Annotated in this window: 15 protein-coding genes; 4 read left to right on the top strand and 11 right to left on the bottom strand. The window is 71.8% G+C overall.

The genetic code is table 11. From position 1 onward, the window contains the following. Positions 1-108: 108 nt before the first annotated feature. From ACFYZB_RS08215 to ACFYZB_RS08185, 7 genes are all read right to left on the bottom strand, one after another. The gene (locus ACFYZB_RS08215) at positions 109-1,008 is read right to left on the bottom strand and encodes a S1 family peptidase (protein ID WP_388755779.1); all 900 of its coding nucleotides are present in this window, start codon (positions 1,006-1,008) and stop codon (positions 109-111) included. Between the two features lie 223 nt (positions 1,009-1,231). Next, positions 1,232-2,014 carry a DUF1684 domain-containing protein gene (locus tag ACFYZB_RS08210; protein ID WP_388755776.1) on the bottom strand — a complete coding sequence of 261 codons (783 nt, stop codon included), beginning with the start codon at positions 2,012-2,014 and terminating at the stop codon, positions 1,232-1,234. Beyond that, entirely contained in the window at positions 2,011-3,336 is a 1,326-nt protein-coding gene (locus ACFYZB_RS08205) for an NtaA/DmoA family FMN-dependent monooxygenase (protein WP_388755773.1), read from the bottom strand. Before ACFYZB_RS08205 ends, ACFYZB_RS08210 begins: the two co-directional genes overlap by 4 nt. After that, on the bottom strand, positions 3,333-4,448 hold the full coding sequence (locus tag ACFYZB_RS08200) for an LLM class flavin-dependent oxidoreductase (protein WP_388755770.1): 1,116 nt from the start codon (positions 4,446-4,448) through the stop codon (positions 3,333-3,335). Before ACFYZB_RS08200 ends, ACFYZB_RS08205 begins: the two co-directional genes overlap by 4 nt. A 13-nt stretch (positions 4,449-4,461) precedes the next feature. Further along, a complete protein-coding gene (locus ACFYZB_RS08195) occupies positions 4,462-5,223 on the bottom strand; it encodes an amino acid ABC transporter ATP-binding protein (protein ID WP_351206847.1) in 762 nt (253 codons plus the stop codon). Then, positions 5,220-6,980 (bottom strand): FAD/NAD(P)-binding protein, encoded by a 1,761-nt coding sequence (locus tag ACFYZB_RS08190; RefSeq protein ID WP_388755767.1) that lies wholly within the window; start codon positions 6,978-6,980, stop codon positions 5,220-5,222. The genes ACFYZB_RS08195 and ACFYZB_RS08190 overlap by 4 nt, the downstream gene beginning before the upstream one ends. Continuing rightward, positions 6,977-7,834 carry an amino acid ABC transporter permease gene (locus ACFYZB_RS08185; RefSeq protein ID WP_351206851.1) on the bottom strand — a complete coding sequence of 286 codons (858 nt, stop codon included), beginning with the start codon at positions 7,832-7,834 and terminating at the stop codon, positions 6,977-6,979. The genes ACFYZB_RS08190 and ACFYZB_RS08185 overlap by 4 nt, the downstream gene beginning before the upstream one ends. Before the next feature lie 379 nt (positions 7,835-8,213). Between ACFYZB_RS08185 and ACFYZB_RS08180 the strand changes: the two genes are divergently transcribed. Then, the gene (locus ACFYZB_RS08180) at positions 8,214-9,137 is read left to right on the top strand and encodes a transporter substrate-binding domain-containing protein (RefSeq protein ID WP_388755764.1); all 924 of its coding nucleotides are present in this window, start codon (positions 8,214-8,216) and stop codon (positions 9,135-9,137) included. Between the two features lie 44 nt (positions 9,138-9,181). Here ACFYZB_RS08180 and ACFYZB_RS08175 read toward each other — a convergent pair whose 3' ends face one another. Then, positions 9,182-10,381, bottom strand: coding sequence for a DUF5685 family protein (locus ACFYZB_RS08175; protein ID WP_388755761.1), 1,200 nt, complete (start codon positions 10,379-10,381; stop codon positions 9,182-9,184). Between the two features lie 268 nt (positions 10,382-10,649). On the opposite strand from ACFYZB_RS08175, the gene ACFYZB_RS08170 reads away from it, so the two are divergent. Then, complete coding sequence (locus ACFYZB_RS08170) at positions 10,650-11,087, top strand: cell division protein SepF (RefSeq protein ID WP_055710258.1); 438 nt, start codon at positions 10,650-10,652, stop codon at positions 11,085-11,087. 37 nt (positions 11,088-11,124) lie between these two features. Here ACFYZB_RS08170 and ACFYZB_RS08165 read toward each other — a convergent pair whose 3' ends face one another. Continuing rightward, complete coding sequence (locus ACFYZB_RS08165) at positions 11,125-12,315, bottom strand: acyl-CoA dehydrogenase family protein (protein ID WP_388755757.1); 1,191 nt, start codon at positions 12,313-12,315, stop codon at positions 11,125-11,127. A gap of 98 nt (positions 12,316-12,413) precedes the next feature. Then, the gene (locus ACFYZB_RS08160) at positions 12,414-14,030 is read right to left on the bottom strand and encodes an MFS transporter (protein WP_388755755.1); all 1,617 of its coding nucleotides are present in this window, start codon (positions 14,028-14,030) and stop codon (positions 12,414-12,416) included. 259 nt (positions 14,031-14,289) lie between these two features. On the opposite strand from ACFYZB_RS08160, the gene ACFYZB_RS08155 reads away from it, so the two are divergent. Both ACFYZB_RS08155 and ACFYZB_RS08150 read left to right on the top strand, forming a co-directional pair. After that, complete coding sequence (locus tag ACFYZB_RS08155; protein ID WP_388755753.1) at positions 14,290-15,606, top strand: glycosyltransferase family 39 protein; 1,317 nt, start codon at positions 14,290-14,292, stop codon at positions 15,604-15,606. A 237-nt stretch (positions 15,607-15,843) separates the two neighbouring features. Continuing rightward, complete coding sequence (locus tag ACFYZB_RS08150; protein ID WP_388755750.1) at positions 15,844-16,872, top strand: phosphatase PAP2 family protein; 1,029 nt, start codon at positions 15,844-15,846, stop codon at positions 16,870-16,872. Between the two features lie 108 nt (positions 16,873-16,980). Here the strand turns inward: ACFYZB_RS08150 and ACFYZB_RS08145 are convergent, their stop codons facing one another. Continuing rightward, positions 16,981-17,196, bottom strand: a complete 216-nt coding sequence (locus ACFYZB_RS08145) for an I78 family peptidase inhibitor (protein WP_388755748.1) — start codon at positions 17,194-17,196, stop codon at positions 16,981-16,983. Between the last annotated feature and the right edge of the window lie 56 nt (positions 17,197-17,252).

Below are 17,252 nucleotides of genomic sequence, written 5' to 3'. Positions count from 1 at the left end.
GGACGGTGACGACACCGACTGGCCGAAACCGCATGCACCGCAGCCACCAGGAAACCCCCGCACACCACAGGGCGTGCGGGGGTTCCGAGGAAGCCGGGGCCGGACTCGCTACGGCAGCGTGACCCCGTAGTAGCTCAACGCCTCGGTCACCGGCTGGAAGAACGTCGTACCGCCGGAGGTGCAGTCACCGCTGCCGCCGGAGGTCAGCCCGTAGGCCACGGAACCCGCGTACAGCGGACCACCGCTGTCGCCGCCCTCGGCGCACACCGTGGTCTGGATCAGCCCGTAGACGATGTCACCGCTGCCGTAGTTGACCGTGGCGTTCAGCGCGGTGACCCGGCCGCTGTGCGTACCGGTGGTGGAACCGCGCCGGTAGACGGTCGCGCCCACGGACGGCGTGGCCGCGCTCGTGATGGACTGGCCGCCCACGGCACTCGGGTGCGAGACCGACGAGTTGGTGTACCGGACCAGGGCGAAGTCGTTGCCCGGGAAGCTGTAGCCGACGTTGGTGCCGAGCACGGTGGTGTGGCTGGAGTTGCTGTACCAGGTGGAGGCCACCTGGCCGCAGTGACCGGCAGTGAGGAAGTAGTACGTACTGCCGCTGTGCACGTTGAAGCCGAGCGAGCACCGGTACTGGCCGCCGTAGATGGCGTCGCCGCCGCTGATCAGCTTGTTGAACGTGCCTGGGGTGTGCTTGATGGTGAGCGCGTCCGCGTTGGTGCCGGCCTGCCGCTTGATCCTGGCGATCTCTGCCTTGGACACGGTGCTGTCGACGGTGAGGAGGACGCGGTCGGTCTTGTTGTCCACCGCCCAGGCCGTACCGGGTACGTCGGCCTTGAGGACGGCGTCGTTGGCCCTGCTGAGCTGGGCTGCGCTGAACGTGTGGTCGTCGCTGGCGTTCGCGGTGGGGGCGGCGAACGCGGCCGCGGCCAGGAGTCCGGTGGCCATCGCGATCAGCCGGGTCCGTCTCGCGGTGCCGATGTGGGGAGTGTTGCGCTTGATCCTCACTTTTCGTTCCCTCCCAGGGGAAGTCGGGGGCCCGCGTGGGGGTCGGGGCCCGTGAGGCGCAGCCAGGGGGGCGCGCCGGGTTGCGAAGATGCATGCCCCCTGACAAGCGCTGAGGGGGAGTATTCGGCCGAATGACCGGTCGGCACAAGAGTGCCTTTCGGCCGTTGGCCTTTAAACCACCTTTACGTGGCGTCCCCTGACACCGGATCAGCGCAGGACGGGGTCAGCTCATCGCGCGCTCCCCCGCCTCGATCGCCACGTCCAGTGTGTTGCCGGGCGGCGGGAACGGGCAGAGGAAGTGGTCGGCGAAGGCGCACGGTGGGAGCTGGGCGCGGTTGAAGTCGACGGTGGTGCGCCCCTCGGCGTCCGGCGCGGCCGGGTGGAGGAAGCGGAACCGGAAGCTGGTGTCGCCGCTGGTGGCGTCGGCGAACACCGCCCACAGCGGCCCGTCGCCCTGCTGCGCGACCTGCAGCGTCAGCTGCTGCCCGGCCAGAGCGAAGGCGAGTTCCCCGGCGAGGGCGAGCCCGCGCTCGCGCCCGTCCGCGTTGCCGACCCGCACGGTGCGGGTGCCGTCGTACGGCGTGAACCGGCCCGGCACCGACCAGCGGGCGTCGTACGGGGTGGCCTCGATGCCCCGGAAGGCGCGCCGGGCCGCGGAGGCGGGGTCGTAGACCCGCACTCCCCAGACCCCCTCGCGCACCAGCACGACCAGCCGCTTGTCCCCCAGCGCGACCCGCGCCTCCGCCTCCGGGCCGCGGTCGGCGGCGAGCCGGACCTCACCCGCGAACGGCCGTCCGTCCACGCTCAGGCCGTCGGCCTCGCCGGCGGTGAGCACCACGCCCTCTCCCGCGGCCGCCCAGGTCCCGGGGATGTCCGGGAGTCGCCCGTCCGGACAGTCCTCGACCCAGTGCGTTCCGGTCAGCGCCAGCGGCCCGAAGGGCGCCGAGACCCTCTCGACCCGCGTCTCGTGCCACTGCTTCCACGCATCGGCTGCGTCCGTCGTCATGCCGACTTTCCTTTCATCCGTGCTCGGCCCTTCACCTGTGCCCGGCCTTCCTCTGCCGGGTGCTCCAGCTCGAGATGGGAGCGAAGCGTGGCGCCCCGGTATTCCGCGCGGAACGCGCCGCGTTCCTGGAGCAGCGGCACCACCCGGTCCACGAACTCCTCCAGCCCGTCGGCCGCGAGCAGGAAACCGTCGGCCGCTTGCTGGCGGACGTGGGCGTCGAGGTCGGCGGCGACCGAGTCGGGCGTGCCGACGAAGGACTGCCTGCCGCTCGCCTCGATCACGGTCTCCCGGCTGGAGAGCCCCTTCTCCTCCGCCAGCGCCCGCCATCTCCCGACGCGTGCCAGGGTTTCGGCGTCCCTGAAGCGAGGCGCGATCCCGGGCAGGGGGCCGTCGGGGTCGTGGCCGGCGAGGTCCACGCCCCAGAGCCGCTCCAGCTCGTACAGCGCGTACTGCGGGGTGACCCGCTGTCGTCTGAGGCCGGCGGCCCGCTCCTGCGCCTCGGCGGCGGTGTCCCCGAGGACGACGGTGACGGCGGGCATGACCTTCAGGTCCCGCGGCGCACGGCCGTGTGCCGCGAGCCGCCGCTTGACGTCGGCGTACCGCACGCGCGCCGTCTCCGGCGAGCCGTGCCGGACGAGGTGCACGTCGGCCGAGGCAGCGGCCGACTCCCGTGCCTCCTCGGACTCCCCCGACTGGATGATCACGGGATGCCCCTGCGGAGAGCGGGGCAGCCCGAACTCGCCCTCGATGTCGAAGCACCGACCGCGGCACGCGAACGGCCGCGGCTCCCCGTCGGGCGTCCAGGACCGCCACAACTCGCGTACCACCGAAAGGAGTTCGCCGGACCGGGCGACGACGGCCTCGGCAGGATCGGTACGGCCGCCGTCCCGGAAGTGAGCACCGGCGCGGAAGTTCGCCCCGGCGCGGGCGTCCGTCGCGGTCACCGCGTGCCAGGCCGCCCGCCCGGAGCTGAGCTGGTCCAGGGTGGCGAGCCGACGGGCGAGTTCGTACGGCTCACCGAAGGCGGTGTTCACGGTGGCGGCGAGCCCGAGCCGGGCGGTGACCCCCGCGAGCGCGTTCAGCATGGCGACCGGTTCGGCCCATCCCACCGGGTCCAGGTCGTGCAGCCGCCCCCGGTGCTCGGGCAGCCGCAGCCCCTCGTCGAGCAGCAGGAAGTCGAACCGCCCGCGCTCGGCGGTGCGGGCGAGGCGTTCGCAGGCGGGGAAGGCGATCCGCGGACCGGTGCGCGGAGGTGTCCACACCGCGGTGTCACCGGTCGACGGGAGGCGGACCGCCAGGTGCATCCGCGGTCGTACGGTCATGACGTTCCCCCGGTCATGACGTTCCTCCCGGTCCCGGCGTACCGGTTGGCGGGCCGGGCCAGGCCCAGGTGCTCGCGCAGGGTGCCGCCCGGGTAGAAGGTGCGGAACAGGCCGCGGTGCTGGAGCAGCGCCACCGTGCCGTTGACCAGCCGCTCCAGGTCACGGCGCGGCTCGACGGGCACGAGGTGGAAGCCGTCGGTGACACCGTCGGCGTACCAGCCGGCGACCAGTTCGGCCAGGTCGACGGGGCCGCCCCGGTACAGCGGCCCCCGCACGGTCGCCCGCGGGCCCCCGCCCCCGTGTCCGGGCTCGGCGGCGTGCTCGCCGTCACCGAGGTCGACCAGCAGGCTCACCAGGACGCGCAGGGTGTCCGGGTTCCGCCCGAACCCGGCGGCACCGGCGCGCAGTTCCTGGCGTACGGCGGCGGCCTGCGACGGGGTCGCGGCGCGCACCAGGGCGACGTCGGCGTACCGGGCGGCGACGGTACGGGCCTCGCGCTCGGTGGCGTCGACCAGACGGACGGGGTGGCCCTGCGGCGGCCGGGGCACGGTCGAGGGGCCCCGGACCGAGAAGGCGGTGCCGGTGAAGTCGACGTGGTGCAGCTTGTCCCGGTCCAGGAAGCGGCCGGTCGGCGCGTCCCGGATCTCGGCGCCGTCCTCCCAGCTGTCCCACAACCTGGCCGCCACGTCGGCGACTTCGCCCGCCTCGTCCCACAGCTGCCGGACCGGCGCCGCAGGCCGGCGGCCGAAGAGCCGGGCCTCGCCCGCACCGGCCGACACCTCGATGCGCCAGCCGGCCCGCCCACCGCTGACCCAGTCCAGTGTCGCCACGGCCGCCTGCACCACAAAGGGCTCGGTGTGGGTGGTGGTCACGGTCGGGACCAGCCCGATGCGCCGGGTCGCGGGGGCAGCCCGGGACAGCACGGCGAGCGCGTCGGGCCCGGGCCGGGCGAAGGAGTCGTCCAGCGTCACGAAGTCCAGCCCACCGCGCTCGGCCAGCCGGACCAGCTCGACGTACGGTTCGGCACCGAAACACTCCGGCAGATCGACGGCGGCGGCGAGATGCGGCAGCCCACGGCCATAGCGCGCGCTCACCTCGGCGTCTCCTGCCATTTCGTGCCCACCCTCACAGCACCTTCGCCAGAAACGCCCGGGTCCGCTCGTGCCGCGGCCGGTCCAGCACCTCACCCGGCGGCCCCTGTTCGACGATTCTGCCGTCGGCCATGAACACCACCGTGTCGGCGACCTCACGGGCGAAGGCGATCTCGTGGGTGACGACGATCATCGTCGTGCCCTGGGCCGCCAGGCCCCGGATGACGTCGAGGACCTCGCCGACCAGTTCGGGATCGAGCGCCGAGGTCGGCTCGTCGAACAGCAGCAGCTTCGGCTCCAGCGCGAGCGCCCGCGCGATGGCGACCCGCTGCTGCTGGCCGCCGGACAGCTGCCGTGGATAGGCGTCGGCCCTGTCGCCGAGCCCCACCCGCTCCAGCAGCCGGCGTGCGCCCTCCACCGCCTCCTTCCGGGGCCGTTTCAGGGCGGACACCGGGGCCTCGACGACGTTGTCGAGGACCGTGAGGTGCGGAAAGAGATTGAAGTTCTGGAAGACGAACCCGATCCGGGTACGCTGCCGCAGCACCTCCCGCTCGGGCAGCTCGTACAGCTTGTCCCCGGCGCGCCGGTACCCCATCAGCGCGCCGTCGACGCTGATCTCGCCCCGGTCCACCTTCTCCAGGTGGTTGATGGTGCGCAGCAGCGTGGACTTGCCGGAGCCGGAGGGGCCGAGCACGACGGTCACCTCACCGGCGCGCACCTGGAGGTCGATGCCCTTGAGGACGTCGAGCGGGCCGAAGCTCTTGTGCACCGACCTGATGTCGACCATGACGCTCATCGCGTGAGTTCCCTTCTCAGTGAGGTGCTTAGGAAGGCCAGCGCCGCGCGGGCGGTGGCGTCGTTCTGCCGGAACGCGGCCCCTCCGGTGCGCGGCCGCGTGAAGGCGCCGGGGGTACGGGCGTCGGTGTACGGGCCGAGCGCGAAGCGCCGGGGATGCGGCCGCCCCGCGCCGTCGAGGATCCGGCCGTCGCCGGGGTCGACCCGGAGCAGTCCGTCGGGGGTCTCGGCGGCGCCGTCGGTGTGCAGTTCGCGCAGCAGGCGGTCACGGGCCCGGCCGACGGTGGGCTCGGGCAGCCGGGCCTCGACCAGGGCGCGGGCCTCGACGGAGAAGCCCGGCACGGTGCGGCTCGCGGCCCGGAACACCCCGTCCTCGGCGGTGACGGTCATGTCGGCGCCGACGAACCTGAGCAGGCCGGCCCGGGACAGCGCGAGCATCTGCCGCAGCCGGGGTCCGGGCGGCCCGGACGCCAGGTAGCTGAAGAAGCCGTGCCACCAGGGGCCGGTGTTCCCGAGGCGGACGAGCTGCCCGTAGACGGAGAGCAGCCCGAGGAAGACACCCAGGTCCGCACTGTGGGCCGGGTCATGACGTCGGCTCAGGTCGGCCTCCACATACCGCCGCATGCCCTCCTGGAAGTCCTCGTGGGAGGCGTACCGCACCCCGTCCAGCGGATGGTCGAGCGCGGTGAGGTCGAGGCGGTCGGCCGGATCCGGCACGGCGGCGGCGGCCAGGGCCTGCACCTCGGCGACGTCGCTCGCGGCCGCGTACTTCTCCTCGAAGTCGGCCCAGGCCATGGCCGTGCGCTCGGCGTGGGCGGTGAAGAGGCGGTGGTAGTGGGCGAAGCCCAGCTCCTTCTCCACCAGCGGCCACACATCGCGCCGGAAGTCGAGGCCCTCCGGTCCGGCCGGCAGGGCCTCGACCTCGGCCGGCCCCAGGAAGCGGGGCAGCGGGGGCCGGTCGCCGGTCCAGTCGTAGCCGATCTTCGCGTGGTACGGCACTCCGCGCCGCGAGCCCACGTAGAGCACCGGCTCCCGCCCCGAGGGAACGTAGGTGTCGCCCTCGTACCGCCCCCCGCGCCCCTCGGTGAGCAGCACCATCAGGTCGACGAAGGCCAGTCCGAAGCCGCGCACGAGGACGGGTTCACCGGGCCGCAGCGGGGACAGGTCACTGTCGGCCGTGAAGTCGGGCGGCAGGTGCACCAGGCCGTGCTCGCGGGCGTAGGCGGCCAACGCGCTCTGCTCGCCGTCGGGTTCGGCGTCCAGGTGGCCGATCGCGAGGACCACCAGATCGGCGGGGAGGGGACGTGGTCGGCCCTCCAGCCACACCTGCTGGCGGCCCTCGCGCGGGCCGCTGATCCGCAGGGCGCGCCGGGGATGGTGGTGGACGGTGACGCCCTCGGGCAGTTCGGCCCGTGCGCGCTCGTACACCCAGCGCAGATAGCGGCCCTGGAGCTGCCGGTCGGCGAAGGTGCCCCCGTCGAGGCCCGCCCACTCGTGCAGGGTGGGGCCCTCGCGCACCGGGCCGTCCATGGCCACCGTCTCGTCGGTGAACATGGTGACGTCCTCGGCGTGCGAGTTCATCCACAGCAGCGGTGACTGCGCCTGGCGCCAGATGCGTCCGCCGCCCGGCGGATACGGGTCGACCAGGTGGATGTCGAGGCCCGAACCGGCGTACAGCTCGGGGGCGTTGGCGGCGATGCGTTCCAGCAGACCGGTCCCCCGCGGCCCGGCTCCCACGATCACCAGCTGCGGCCTCATCGGGCGTTCTCCGTGCCGCGCGCGTAGTACTTCTCGATGTAGTGCTGGCCGAGGCCGAGAACCGAGGTGACGACCGCGTACCAGAGGGTCGCGACCATGAGCAGCGGGATCACCTGATAGGTCTGGTGGTAGATCAGCTGGGCGGAGAACAGCAGGTCGTTGACGGCGATGACGCTGACGATCGAGGTGCCCTTGAGGGTGCCGACGAGCATGTTGCCGGCGGGCGGCACGATGGAGCGCATGGCCTGTGGCAGCACGATCCGCCACCAGCGCCGCGACCGGCTCAGGCCGAGCGCCTGGGCGGCCTCGATCTGCCCGCGGTCGACGGAGAGGATGCCGGCCCGGACGACCTCGGCGGCGAAGGCGGCCTCGTGCAGGGTGAGTCCGACGATCGCGACGGCGACCGGGGTGAGCAGGTTGACGGTCCTCACGCCGAGCACCTGCGGGTACAGCGCCCCGATGTTGAACCACAGCAGCAGCTGCACCAGGATCGGGATCGACCGGAACAGCCACACATAGCCCCAACTGACCGCTCGCAGCACGGGGTTGGCGGAGAGCCGGAAGGCGGCGAGCAAGGTGCCGAGGGCGAAGCCGAGGACCATCACGACCGCGGTCAGCCACAGCGTGAGCCAGAGCCCGCGCAGGATGGATCCGGAGGTGACGTACTCGGCGACGACGTCCCACTGGAACGCCCTGTTGCGCAGGACGGAGGTGACGGCGAGCCCGAGCAGCACGAGCACGACGACGGCTGCCGTCCACTGGCCGTACCGGCGCTGCGGGACGATCCGCGGGACGTGGCCGGGCTCGGGTGTCCCGGCAGCGGTGGGGACTTTGGCGAGGGTGTCGGATGACATGCGAAGGCTCCGTGACACGAAAGAGTCAGGTGGCGCCTTCACACGGCCGAGCCCCTCAGCAGGGCCGTCCACCGAGAGTACGTGGGCGTTTCCCGCCGCTGTCAAGGCTGTCCGAACTGTGAGCCGTACGTCTCAAGTCAGTTGACGCGGAACCGGATGCCTGTTCCACTTGGCCCATGCATCCACAGCAGTGGCTGGTCACCCGCTCCCACATCGACTTCGGTCGCGTGTGGTCCTCCTCCTGTTGAGCTGACCCCCTGCAAGCGCCTGCCCTCCGGGCGGGCGCACTCGCGTTCTCCCTCTTCATCTCCCTCGCCTTCACGCGCACTCCCCTCCCCTCGCGCTCCGCCACCCTGTCTGCTCCCAGGAGACCGCCCCGATGCGTACGCGCCTCGTTGCACCTTTTGTCGGCATCACGGCCGCCACCCTGCTTCTCACCGCGTGCGGCTCGGACGGGACGGGCACGTCCGCGGTGGCCGCCAAGTCCGACCAGGTGCCCACCACCGATGTCGTCTCGGCCGAGAAGAAGGACGACGCGGCGGCGAAGCTGCTGCCCGCCGGCACCACCCGCCTCACCGTCGCTATCAGCGTCGGCGGCACGCCGCCCGGCACCACCTATCTGTCCGACGGAAGGACACTGACCGGCCAGGACGTCGACTTCACCAAGGCGGTCGCCAAGGTGCTCGGCATCAAGCTGAAGGTGGAGCAGGCGAGTTTCGAGGCGATCCTGCCCGCGCTGGACAGCGGCAAGTACGACTTCGGCGCGTCCAACTTCGGCGTCACCGACGAGCGCCGCAGGACCATCGACTTCGTCACCTACGTCAACGACGGCCAGGGCTTCGCCGCCCGCACGGACAGCAAGCTGACGAAGATCACCGATCTGAAGCAGCTCTGCGGGCTGAACGTGGCGACCGGCGCCGGCACGACCTTCGAGGCCACGCTGGCGGAGAACAAGCACGTCTGCACCGACGCCGGCAAGAAGCCGTACCAGGTGCAGACGTACTCCGAGCCGAGCGCGATCTGGTCCTCCGTCCAGCAGGGCCGCAGCGATGTGGTGATGTCCACCATCAACGGCCTGCGCTACGCCGTGGCCCACCAGCAGGGCCTGAAGTTCCTCAACGAGTACCACCGCCTGGACGTGGGCTTCGCCTTCAAGAAGGGCACGAAGTGGGCGCCCGCCTTCCAGGCGGCGGTGAACAGGCTGCTGGCCGACGGCACGTACGAGAAGATCCTCAGGAAGTGGGGCACGACGGGCTCGGCCATCACCACGTCGCGGATCAGCCCGCCGGAACAGAAGAACTGAGCGGGACGGTTCGGGCGGTCACAACCAGCGGACACAACCCGCAGTCACACCCCGCAGTCACAGCCCGAGCAGCACTCGCAGCACTCGCAGCACTCGCAGCACTCGCAGCACTGGCAGGCCTCGCAGCACGAGAGGTCGCAGTCACAGTCGCAGTCGGTGCAGCAGCCCTCGCGCCTCTTCCGCGACCAAGGGCCCTCGAACTCGTCGGCGCAGCACACCTTGCAGGTGCAGCACAGGCCGAGGGCCGCCGCGCACCCGGCCCAGAAGCCGCGCTTGTCCGGGTGCGGCGGCTGCCCGCCGAAGGGGTTGCCGTACGGGTGGCCCGGCGTGTTCGGCGCGTGGTGACCGGGCGGCGGTCCGAACGAGGCCTCGGGCGCGTGTCCGCACGAGCGGGTGCCGAACGCACGCTCCACGGAGCGCTCCAGCTCGTGCACGAGCAGCCGATGGACCAGCCTGCCGTCGGCGAACTCGGCCTCCCGCAAGGCGAGCCGGATGCCGTGCACGGCGTCGTCGGCGAGCCGGCGGGCCTCGGCCCGGGAGGTGCCCGTGGCGGTGAGCGGGTTCCAGGCGCCCGACGCGGCGTCGGCCTCCTGGTCCTCCACCGCGTCCAGCAGATGCGCGAGCCGGCCGAAGAGCCGGCCCGCCTCGGCGAGAGGAGTCGCGTTGCCCGGCCGTCCGGCCAGCACCGCGGTGTGGGCGAAGGCGGCGGCGGTCGCGCTCTCGGTCGGCTCGGTGACGGTCAGGACCGGGGTGCCGTACCCGGCGAGGGTCTCCAGGCCCAGCTGCCGGTCGACGGCCTCGACAAGGACGCCGGTGTCGAAGCCGACCGCGGCGCCGCTGTGGGCACCGGCCCGGCCCCAGCCCGCGGCGACCCGGCGCGCGGCGGCGGCCATGGGGCGGCGGGCCAGCAGCCCGTCCCGGTCGGCGACATGATCGCGCACCTTCGCCGCGGCGAGCACCAGCGAGACGGCGGCGGCGAGCCGGGCGCCCTCGCCCCGGGCGACGGACGCGGTGCGCATCCCGCGCAGCGCGCACGGCCCGGCCGTGCGGCGGCCGTCGGCGGTCCGTCCCGTCTGAGCCTCCGTCAGGACCGATATGAGAAGCCCGTCATAGTTCGTCACGATGCGCGCGAGTTGCCCGTGATCGCGGCGCAGTGCGAGGCAGAGCCCGCACAAGTGCGCCATCCACTCGGCCTTGAGACGTTCACCGAGCCGATGAGAGCACGGTCTGACGATTCCGAACACGACGATCCCCCGTGATGTGGTACGACGTTGACGTTCACCCGGACGCACCGATCATCACCCATCCGCCGACGACTATCATATTTCACTCTCAGTCAGCAGCCGTATGAGTAACGACCCTTGGGGCACAAGGACTCTCGACGGATCGGCTGTGCACCAGTACCGTCACAAACCCCCCGCGCGGCGTCTATCCACTTGGCGCGCCGTCCGCATCATGGATGACCATAGGGACGCGGAAAGCAGAAAAAGACCGCTGTGAGAGGAGGCGTCCATGGGATCGGTACGCAAGGCGAGTGCGTGGCTCGGCCTCGTCGACGACAACGATGACGAGCGTTACTACGACGACGAGTACTCCGAGGGCACCGAGTCCGAGGGCGCCTGGGTCACCGACCCCCGCGTGAAGGTGGCCTCGGACACGGCCGAGGAGAAGGGGCGCCGGATCGGCACGGTCACCCCGGACAGCTTCCGGGACGCCCGCGCCATCGGTGAGCTGTTCCGGGACGGGGTCCCGGTCATCATGAACCTCACCAACATGGAGCCGGGCGACGCCAAGCGGGTCGTGGACTTCGCGGCGGGGCTCATCTTCGGTCTGCGCGGCTCGATCGACCGCGTGTCCAACCGGGTGTTCCTGCTCACGCCGGCCGACACCCAGATCATCAGCGGCGAGGCGTCCGCCCACCGCGAGGACGGCTTCTTCAACCAGAGCTGAGGCAGGGCCGCTCACCGGCCCTGCCTGCTGACGGGGATCAGCGGAAGGCGTCGAGCCCGGTGAGCGCCTTGCCCAGCACGAGCTGGTGCATCTCGACGGTGCCCTCGTAGGTGAGCACCGACTCGAGGTTGGTCGCGTGCCGCATCACGGGGTATTCCAGGGAGATCCCGTTGGCACCGAGGATCGTCCGCGCCGTACGGCAGATCTCGATGGCCTCGCGGACGTTGTTGAGCTTGCCGAAGCTGACCTGCTCGGGGCGCAGGCGGCCGGCGTCCATCCGCCGCCCCAGATGGTGGGCGAGCAGGATCCCCTTGTGCAGTTCCACCGCCATGTCGGCGAGCTTGGCCTGGGTGAGCTGGAAGCCGCCGATGGGCCGCCCGAACTGCTCCCGCGTCTTCGCGTAGTCGACCGCCGCCTCGAAGCTGCTGCGCGCCGCGCCCATCGCACCCCAGACGATGCCGTACCGGGCGTGGGACAGACAGCTGAGCGGTCCGCGCAGTCCGGTGACCTCCGGGAGTACGGCGTCCGCGGGCAGCCGTACGTCGTCCATCACCAGTTCGCTGGTGACGGAGGCGCGCAGGGACCACTTGTGCTTGATCTCCGGCGCCGAGAAGCCGGGGGTGTCGGTGGGGACCACGAAACCGCGGATGCCGTCCTCGGTCTGCGCCCAGACGACGGCCACCCCGGCGACCGACCCGTTGGTGATCCACATCTTGCGGCCGCTCAGCACCCAGTCGTCGCCGTCGCGCTTGGCGTGGGTGCGCATGGAGGCGGGGTCGGAGCCGTGGTCGGGCTCGGTCAGCCCGAAGCAGCCGATCACCTCGCCGGCCGCCATGCGGGGCAGCCACTGCTGCTTCTGCTCCTCGCTGCCGAACCGGTGGATCGCGTACATGGCGAGCGAGCCCTGCACGGAGACGAGGGACCGGATGCCGGAGTCGGCGGCCTCCAGCTCCAGGCAGGCCAGGCCGTACTGCACGGCCGTCGCCCCCGCGCAGCCATATCCGGTCAGGGACATGCCCAGGGCACCGAGGGAGCCGAGTTCGCGCGCGAGTTCACGGATGCCGGGCAGCTCGCCCTTCTCGTACCACTCGGCGACGTACGGCAGCACCCGGTCCGCCGCCCAGGCCCGCACGGTGTCCCGCACGGCCAGGTCCTCCGGTTCCAGCAGGTCGTCGATCCCGAGCGGGTCGGCGGGATCGAAAGGGGGCAACTTCGCGGACGCGGACATGGGACACCCTCCGGCACACAGAAAACTAGCAGCGCTAATCAGGCAGGTGCCGCCGACGTTACGGCGCGGTGTCCTGCACGTCCAGTACGCCGGGCAGCTCAGGCCGAGACGCGGGACTCCACCACGTCCCGCGGCGCCGGCAGCTCCACCGCCTCCACCGCCGCCGTCGGTTCCGCGCACTGCATGACCCGCGGCAGCCGCAGCGCCATCACCGCGCCCAGCAGCAACAGGCCGGCGCTCACCAGCAGCGTCACATGCAGCCCGTGCACGAAGGACTCCCGTGCGACCCGGCGCAGCGCCGCCCCGGTGGGGCCGCCCAGCCGTCCGGCGACCTCGTAGGCCTCGCCGAGCGAGTGGCCCGCCCGCGCCGACGCGTGGTGCGGAACGCCCGGCACCGAGCGCAGATGCGGGGCGTAGGCCGCGTTCATCACGCTGCCCAGCAGGGCGATGCCGATGCCGGCGCCGAGCTGGTACGACGTCTCGCCGATCGCGGCCGCCCCGCCGGCCTGGTCCGCCTGGGCCTCGCTGAGCATCGACTCGTACGCCCCGAAGAGCGTGGTCTCCAGACCGAAGCCGAGCAGCACGAAACCGGAGAGCAGCAGCGGTGCGTTGTCGGTGCCGCCCATCGCGGTGAGCGTCAGGACCGCGGCGGTGGTGAGGCAGAAGCCGAAGCAGACCATCCGGCGCGGCCCGAAGCGGCGCAGCATCCGCGCGCCCGCCAGTCCGGCCGCCATCGCCGCGACGGTCAGGGGCAGCAGCCTCAGGCCGGTCTGCAGCGGGGAGAGCCCGAGCACCAGTTGCAGGTACTGGGCGGCGATCAGCTCCAGGCCGACCAGCGCGAGCATCGCCAGCACGATGCAGCCCACCGAGGTGCTGAACGCGGGCCGGCGGAACATCCGCAGATCCACCAGCGGATGCGCAAGCCTGCGCTGCCGCCGCACGAAGAGGACGAGGAGGGCCGCGCCGACCAGCAGCGGCAGCACGGTGAAGGGACTCGCCGACGCCTCTCCCCCGCCCAGCCGCTTCACGCCGAGGACGACGCCGAAGAGACCGCCGGCCGCCATCAGGGCGCCGACGACGTCCCACGGGCCGCTGCGGTCACCGCGGGACTCGGGCAGCAGGATCCGGCCGACCGGAAGGCTGACCAGCATCAGCGGGATGTTGACGAGGAAGACCGCGCCCCACCAGAAGTGCTCCAGCAGGAAGCCGCCGAGCAGCGGGCCGACGGCCGCGCCGACGGCGGCCACCGCGCTCCAGATGCCGATCGCGAGCGCGCGTTCGCGCCGGTCGGGGAAGACCTGACGCAGGATCGACAGGGTCGCCGGCATGATCATGGCGCCGCCGACGCCGAGCAGTGCGCGGGCCAGGATCAGCATCTCCGCCGTCTGTGCGAGGGCGGCCACGGCGGAGGCGACGCCGAACAGGCCGTAGCCGAGCAGCAGGACGCGCCTGCGGCCGACCCGGTCGCCGAGGGTGCCGAAGAGGATCAGCAGCGAGGCGCAGACCAGCGGATAGACGTCGACGATCCAGAGCAGTTCTATGGCACTGGGCCTGAGGTCCTCGGTGACGGCGGGGACCGCCACGTGCAGCACGGTCGCGTCGAGGGCGACGAGCAGCAGGCTGACACAGAGGACGACGAGGACGACCCAGCGGCTCGCACCGGCCCCGGCCGGCCGACGGCTCGGGGCCACGGCAGCCGTGGTCGTCCCGGACATGTACGTACCTCCCAGATATGCCGCGCGCGGGGCGGACCGACGGGGTGGGGACTCCCTGTCGTACGGCCGGAGAGGAGCGGGGTCTCCGGCCCGCGCAAACCCACGCGGGTGACTCGTCAGCGTACGCGAGTTCGCCACGGGGACACATGGCGGACCTCTCACACGCGCGAAGGAACCCGTGTGGCGTACGCCACGTCGCCCCTTCCTGACCACGCCCCGGAGGCCGGTGCGGTTCCGCCGCCCGTCGATAATCGGGTCCGTGACCGATCTTGACACGCGCGTGGACCCCCTCCACGCCCCACTCCTGCGCCGGGCGGTACCGGCCCTCCTGGGCTATGCGGCGGTGCGCGCCCTGGGGCTGGTGGTGCTGGCCGTGTGGAGCGCCGCGCGCGGCAAGAGTGCGTACACGCTGCTGACGGCACGCTGGGACGCGCTGTGGTACACCCGGGTCGCCGAGCTGGGGTACGGCTACGAGGTGCGGCTGCCGAACGGCGACGTGCACTCCAACCTGGCGTTCTTCCCGCTGCTGCCGTGGCTGGAGCGGCTGGGGCACGCGGCCCTGCCGCTGTCGTACGCGGACGCCGGTTTCGTCGTCAGCCTGCTCGCCTCGCTCGCCGCGGCCTGCGGGATCTTCGCCGTCGCCGAGCGGGTGTACGGCTCGCGGGCGGGCGTCTGCGCCGTGCTGCTGTGGGCGGTGCTGCCGGTCGGGATCGTGCAGTCGATGGCGTACAGCGAGTCGCTGTTCACGGCGCTGGCGGCCTGGTCGCTGTACGCGCTGCTGACCGGACGGTGGATCACCGCGGGCACGCTGGCGGGTCTTGCGGGGCTGACCCGGCCGGTGGGGGCCGCGGTGGTCGCGGCGGTGTGGGTGGCGGGCGTGATCTCGTTCGTGCGGGAGCGGAGCGTGATGCGCACGCCCGGCGCGTACGACAACGAGCACGCCCCGGCGCACACATCCGGCGTGTCTGGCGTCACACAAGCCCCAGCTCGCACACCGGGCACACACACCACCTCGCGCAACCCACGAAGACCTGAGCTCCCGCTTGTCACTCATGCCTCCGGCACCCCGCGCGCCCCGCTGTGGCGTCGCGTGCTCGGCATGGTGATCGCTCCGCTCGGCGCCGCCGGATACGTGCTCTGGGTCGGGCAGCGGACCGGGAAGGGAGTGTTCGGATATCTGGACGTCCAGGCCGGATGGCGCAACGGGTTCGACGGCGGCTATGCCTTCGCGCGCTTCGTGGCCGACAAGTTCACGTCATTTCCGACCGCGTTCGCGGGCGCCGGTCTGATCATCGGGGTGGCCCTGCTGCTCTGGCTGTACGCGACCGGCGTCCGAAGGCGTCAGCCGGTCGGACTGCTGGTGTACACGGGTGTCGTGCTCGCCCTCGCCCTGTGCGCGTCGAGCTACTTCGGCTCCAAGCCGCGGCTGCTGATGCCCGCCTTCCCCGTGCTGCTGCCGCTCGCCTGCGCCCTCGCCCGGCTGCGCACCTCCCGATCCGCGCTGGTCACGACCGGGTTGGCCCTCGCCACGGCGGTCTACGGGGCGTTCTGGCTGAACGGCTCCGGGCCCCCGTGATCGACTTCTCCCACCGGTGACGCTCCGGAAAATTCCGCGCCAGGGCCGGGTTAACGCATTCATAAGTGCCATATAAACAACGCCCGGCATGATCAAAGGAATTGCAGGAAAGGGCCCCACAGGATTGCGGAATACCTGGAATTCTGGCCGCCCTTGAGAGGTTTCCCACATCACATCGTCATCACAAACCCGCTGTTTCGACCGGGAACACAGCTCACTCGCTGTAACGTCGATTGGGTGCGTACCGAACGAAACCTCACCCGGCGTCTGGACCGGGTGTTCGCCAGACTCGACCGTGAGCCGGAACGACCGGCCCACATCGATGTGCCAAGGATGAGCCGGCACCGGGTCGTTCTGTTCACCGCGACCCTGGCTTTCTACCTGGCCATCGTGTGGGCCGTGGTGATCACGTCCTGGCTGGTCCGGCTCGACTGGCAGGTCATGTTCTTCCGGCCGTACCAGCAGTGGCCGCAGATCCACGCCTTCCTCGACTACTACGTGGTGCTCGGCCAGCGCGGCCCCACCGCGGTGATGGTCGCGGCCTGGCTCGGCTGGCGCTCCTGGCGGCAGCACACCCTCCGCCCACTGCTCACCCTCGCCACCTCGCTGCTGCTGCTGAACATCACGGTCGGCGCCGCCAAGTACGGCATGGGGCGCCTCGGTCCGCACTACGCGACCGTGATCGGCTCGAACGAGATGATGCGGGGCGGCGATATATTTCCCAGCGGCCACACCGCCAACGCGGTCGTCACCTGGGGCATCCTGGCCTATCTGGCCTCCACCCCGAGGGCGCGCCGCTGGCTGTCGGCACTGTCCGCGATCACCTCGCTGGGCGTCGGCCTCACCACCGTCTACCTCGGTACGCACTGGCTGAGCGACGTCCTGCTGGGCTGGGCCGCGGGCCTGCTGATCCTGCTCGCCCTGCCGTGGTTCGAGCCCCTGATCGCCAAGTCCGAGACCGCGCTGTTCGACCTGCGCGACCGCTGGCGCGTCCGCCGCGGCCGGCCCGTGCCGGAACCGCTCGTCCCGGTCACGCCGGTGGTGCTCAGGCCGCGCGGCGCACCGGTCGAGCAGTCGGCCCCGGCGCGCGAGCCGGTCGCCTCGACCCGTGCCTCCAGAGGGCCGGCGCATCTGGCCCCGGGACCGCACACGGCCCGGTCGGAACGCACTCCGGTCACCCCGGTGGGCAGCCGCCGCCCGCCGCACGCCGACCACCGCCTCCCGCGCGGCACCACCCAGCCGGCCCGCCCGCTGACGGGCGGCTGACGACGGGGCCCGGTACGCACAACGGCCCCGCGCACACGCAGAAGGCCCCGCTTCCCTGAGGAGGGAGACGGGGCCTTCGTCGCGCATGTGCACCCAGGGGGGCGGTCCTCAGCCCTTCCAGGCGCGGGCCACCCGCCCGTCCCGCACCTCGAAGTTCAGCCGGCCCACCCGGTACTCCATGGTGATGACCGCGTCCGGCGGCAGCGACCGCACGGTCGACCACCCCCGCTCCCGAGCGAGCCGCTCGGCGTCGGCGGCATCGAGGCCGACGTACTCTTCGGGACTGTCCTGGGGCTCCGCCGGCGGAGAGGGATTCGGTGCCATGCCGCCACGCTACCGCGCAGCGCAGGGTAAGAGTTGCATCAGGCTCCCGTCACACT

The sequence above is a fragment of the Streptomyces sp. NPDC001852 genome (assembly GCF_042891825.1).
In the GTDB taxonomy this organism is placed as follows: Bacteria; Actinomycetota; Actinomycetes; order Streptomycetales; family Streptomycetaceae; genus Streptomyces.
Note: the sequence above shows the minus strand (reverse complement) of the source record. Positions and strands in the feature narration are given on the sequence as shown.

What these genes read in the sequence shown, in the direction of transcription:
- ACFYZB_RS08195 (WP_351206847.1), bottom strand. Translation starts at nt 5,223, where the DNA reads ATGAGCGTCATGGTCGACATCAGGTCGGTGCACAAGAGCTTCGGCCCG.
- ACFYZB_RS08185 (WP_351206851.1), bottom strand. Translation starts at nt 7,834, where the DNA reads ATGTCATCCGACACCCTCGCCAAAGTCCCCACCGCTGCCGGGACACCC.
- ACFYZB_RS08165 (WP_388755757.1), bottom strand. Translation starts at nt 12,315, where the DNA reads ATGTCCGCGTCCGCGAAGTTGCCCCCTTTCGATCCCGCCGACCCGCTC.
- ACFYZB_RS08170 (WP_055710258.1), top strand. Translation starts at nt 10,650, where the DNA reads ATGGGATCGGTACGCAAGGCGAGTGCGTGGCTCGGCCTCGTCGACGAC.
- ACFYZB_RS08160 (WP_388755755.1), bottom strand. Translation starts at nt 14,030, where the DNA reads ATGTCCGGGACGACCACGGCTGCCGTGGCCCCGAGCCGTCGGCCGGCC.
- ACFYZB_RS08190 (WP_388755767.1), bottom strand. Translation starts at nt 6,980, where the DNA reads ATGAGGCCGCAGCTGGTGATCGTGGGAGCCGGGCCGCGGGGGACCGGT.
- ACFYZB_RS08205 (WP_388755773.1), bottom strand. Translation starts at nt 3,336, where the DNA reads ATGACCGTACGACCGCGGATGCACCTGGCGGTCCGCCTCCCGTCGACC.
- ACFYZB_RS08210 (WP_388755776.1), bottom strand. Translation starts at nt 2,014, where the DNA reads ATGACGACGGACGCAGCCGATGCGTGGAAGCAGTGGCACGAGACGCGG.
- ACFYZB_RS08145 (WP_388755748.1), bottom strand. Translation starts at nt 17,196, where the DNA reads ATGGCACCGAATCCCTCTCCGCCGGCGGAGCCCCAGGACAGTCCCGAA.
- ACFYZB_RS08200 (WP_388755770.1), bottom strand. Translation starts at nt 4,448, where the DNA reads ATGGCAGGAGACGCCGAGGTGAGCGCGCGCTATGGCCGTGGGCTGCCG.
- ACFYZB_RS08180 (WP_388755764.1), top strand. Translation starts at nt 8,214, where the DNA reads ATGCGTACGCGCCTCGTTGCACCTTTTGTCGGCATCACGGCCGCCACC.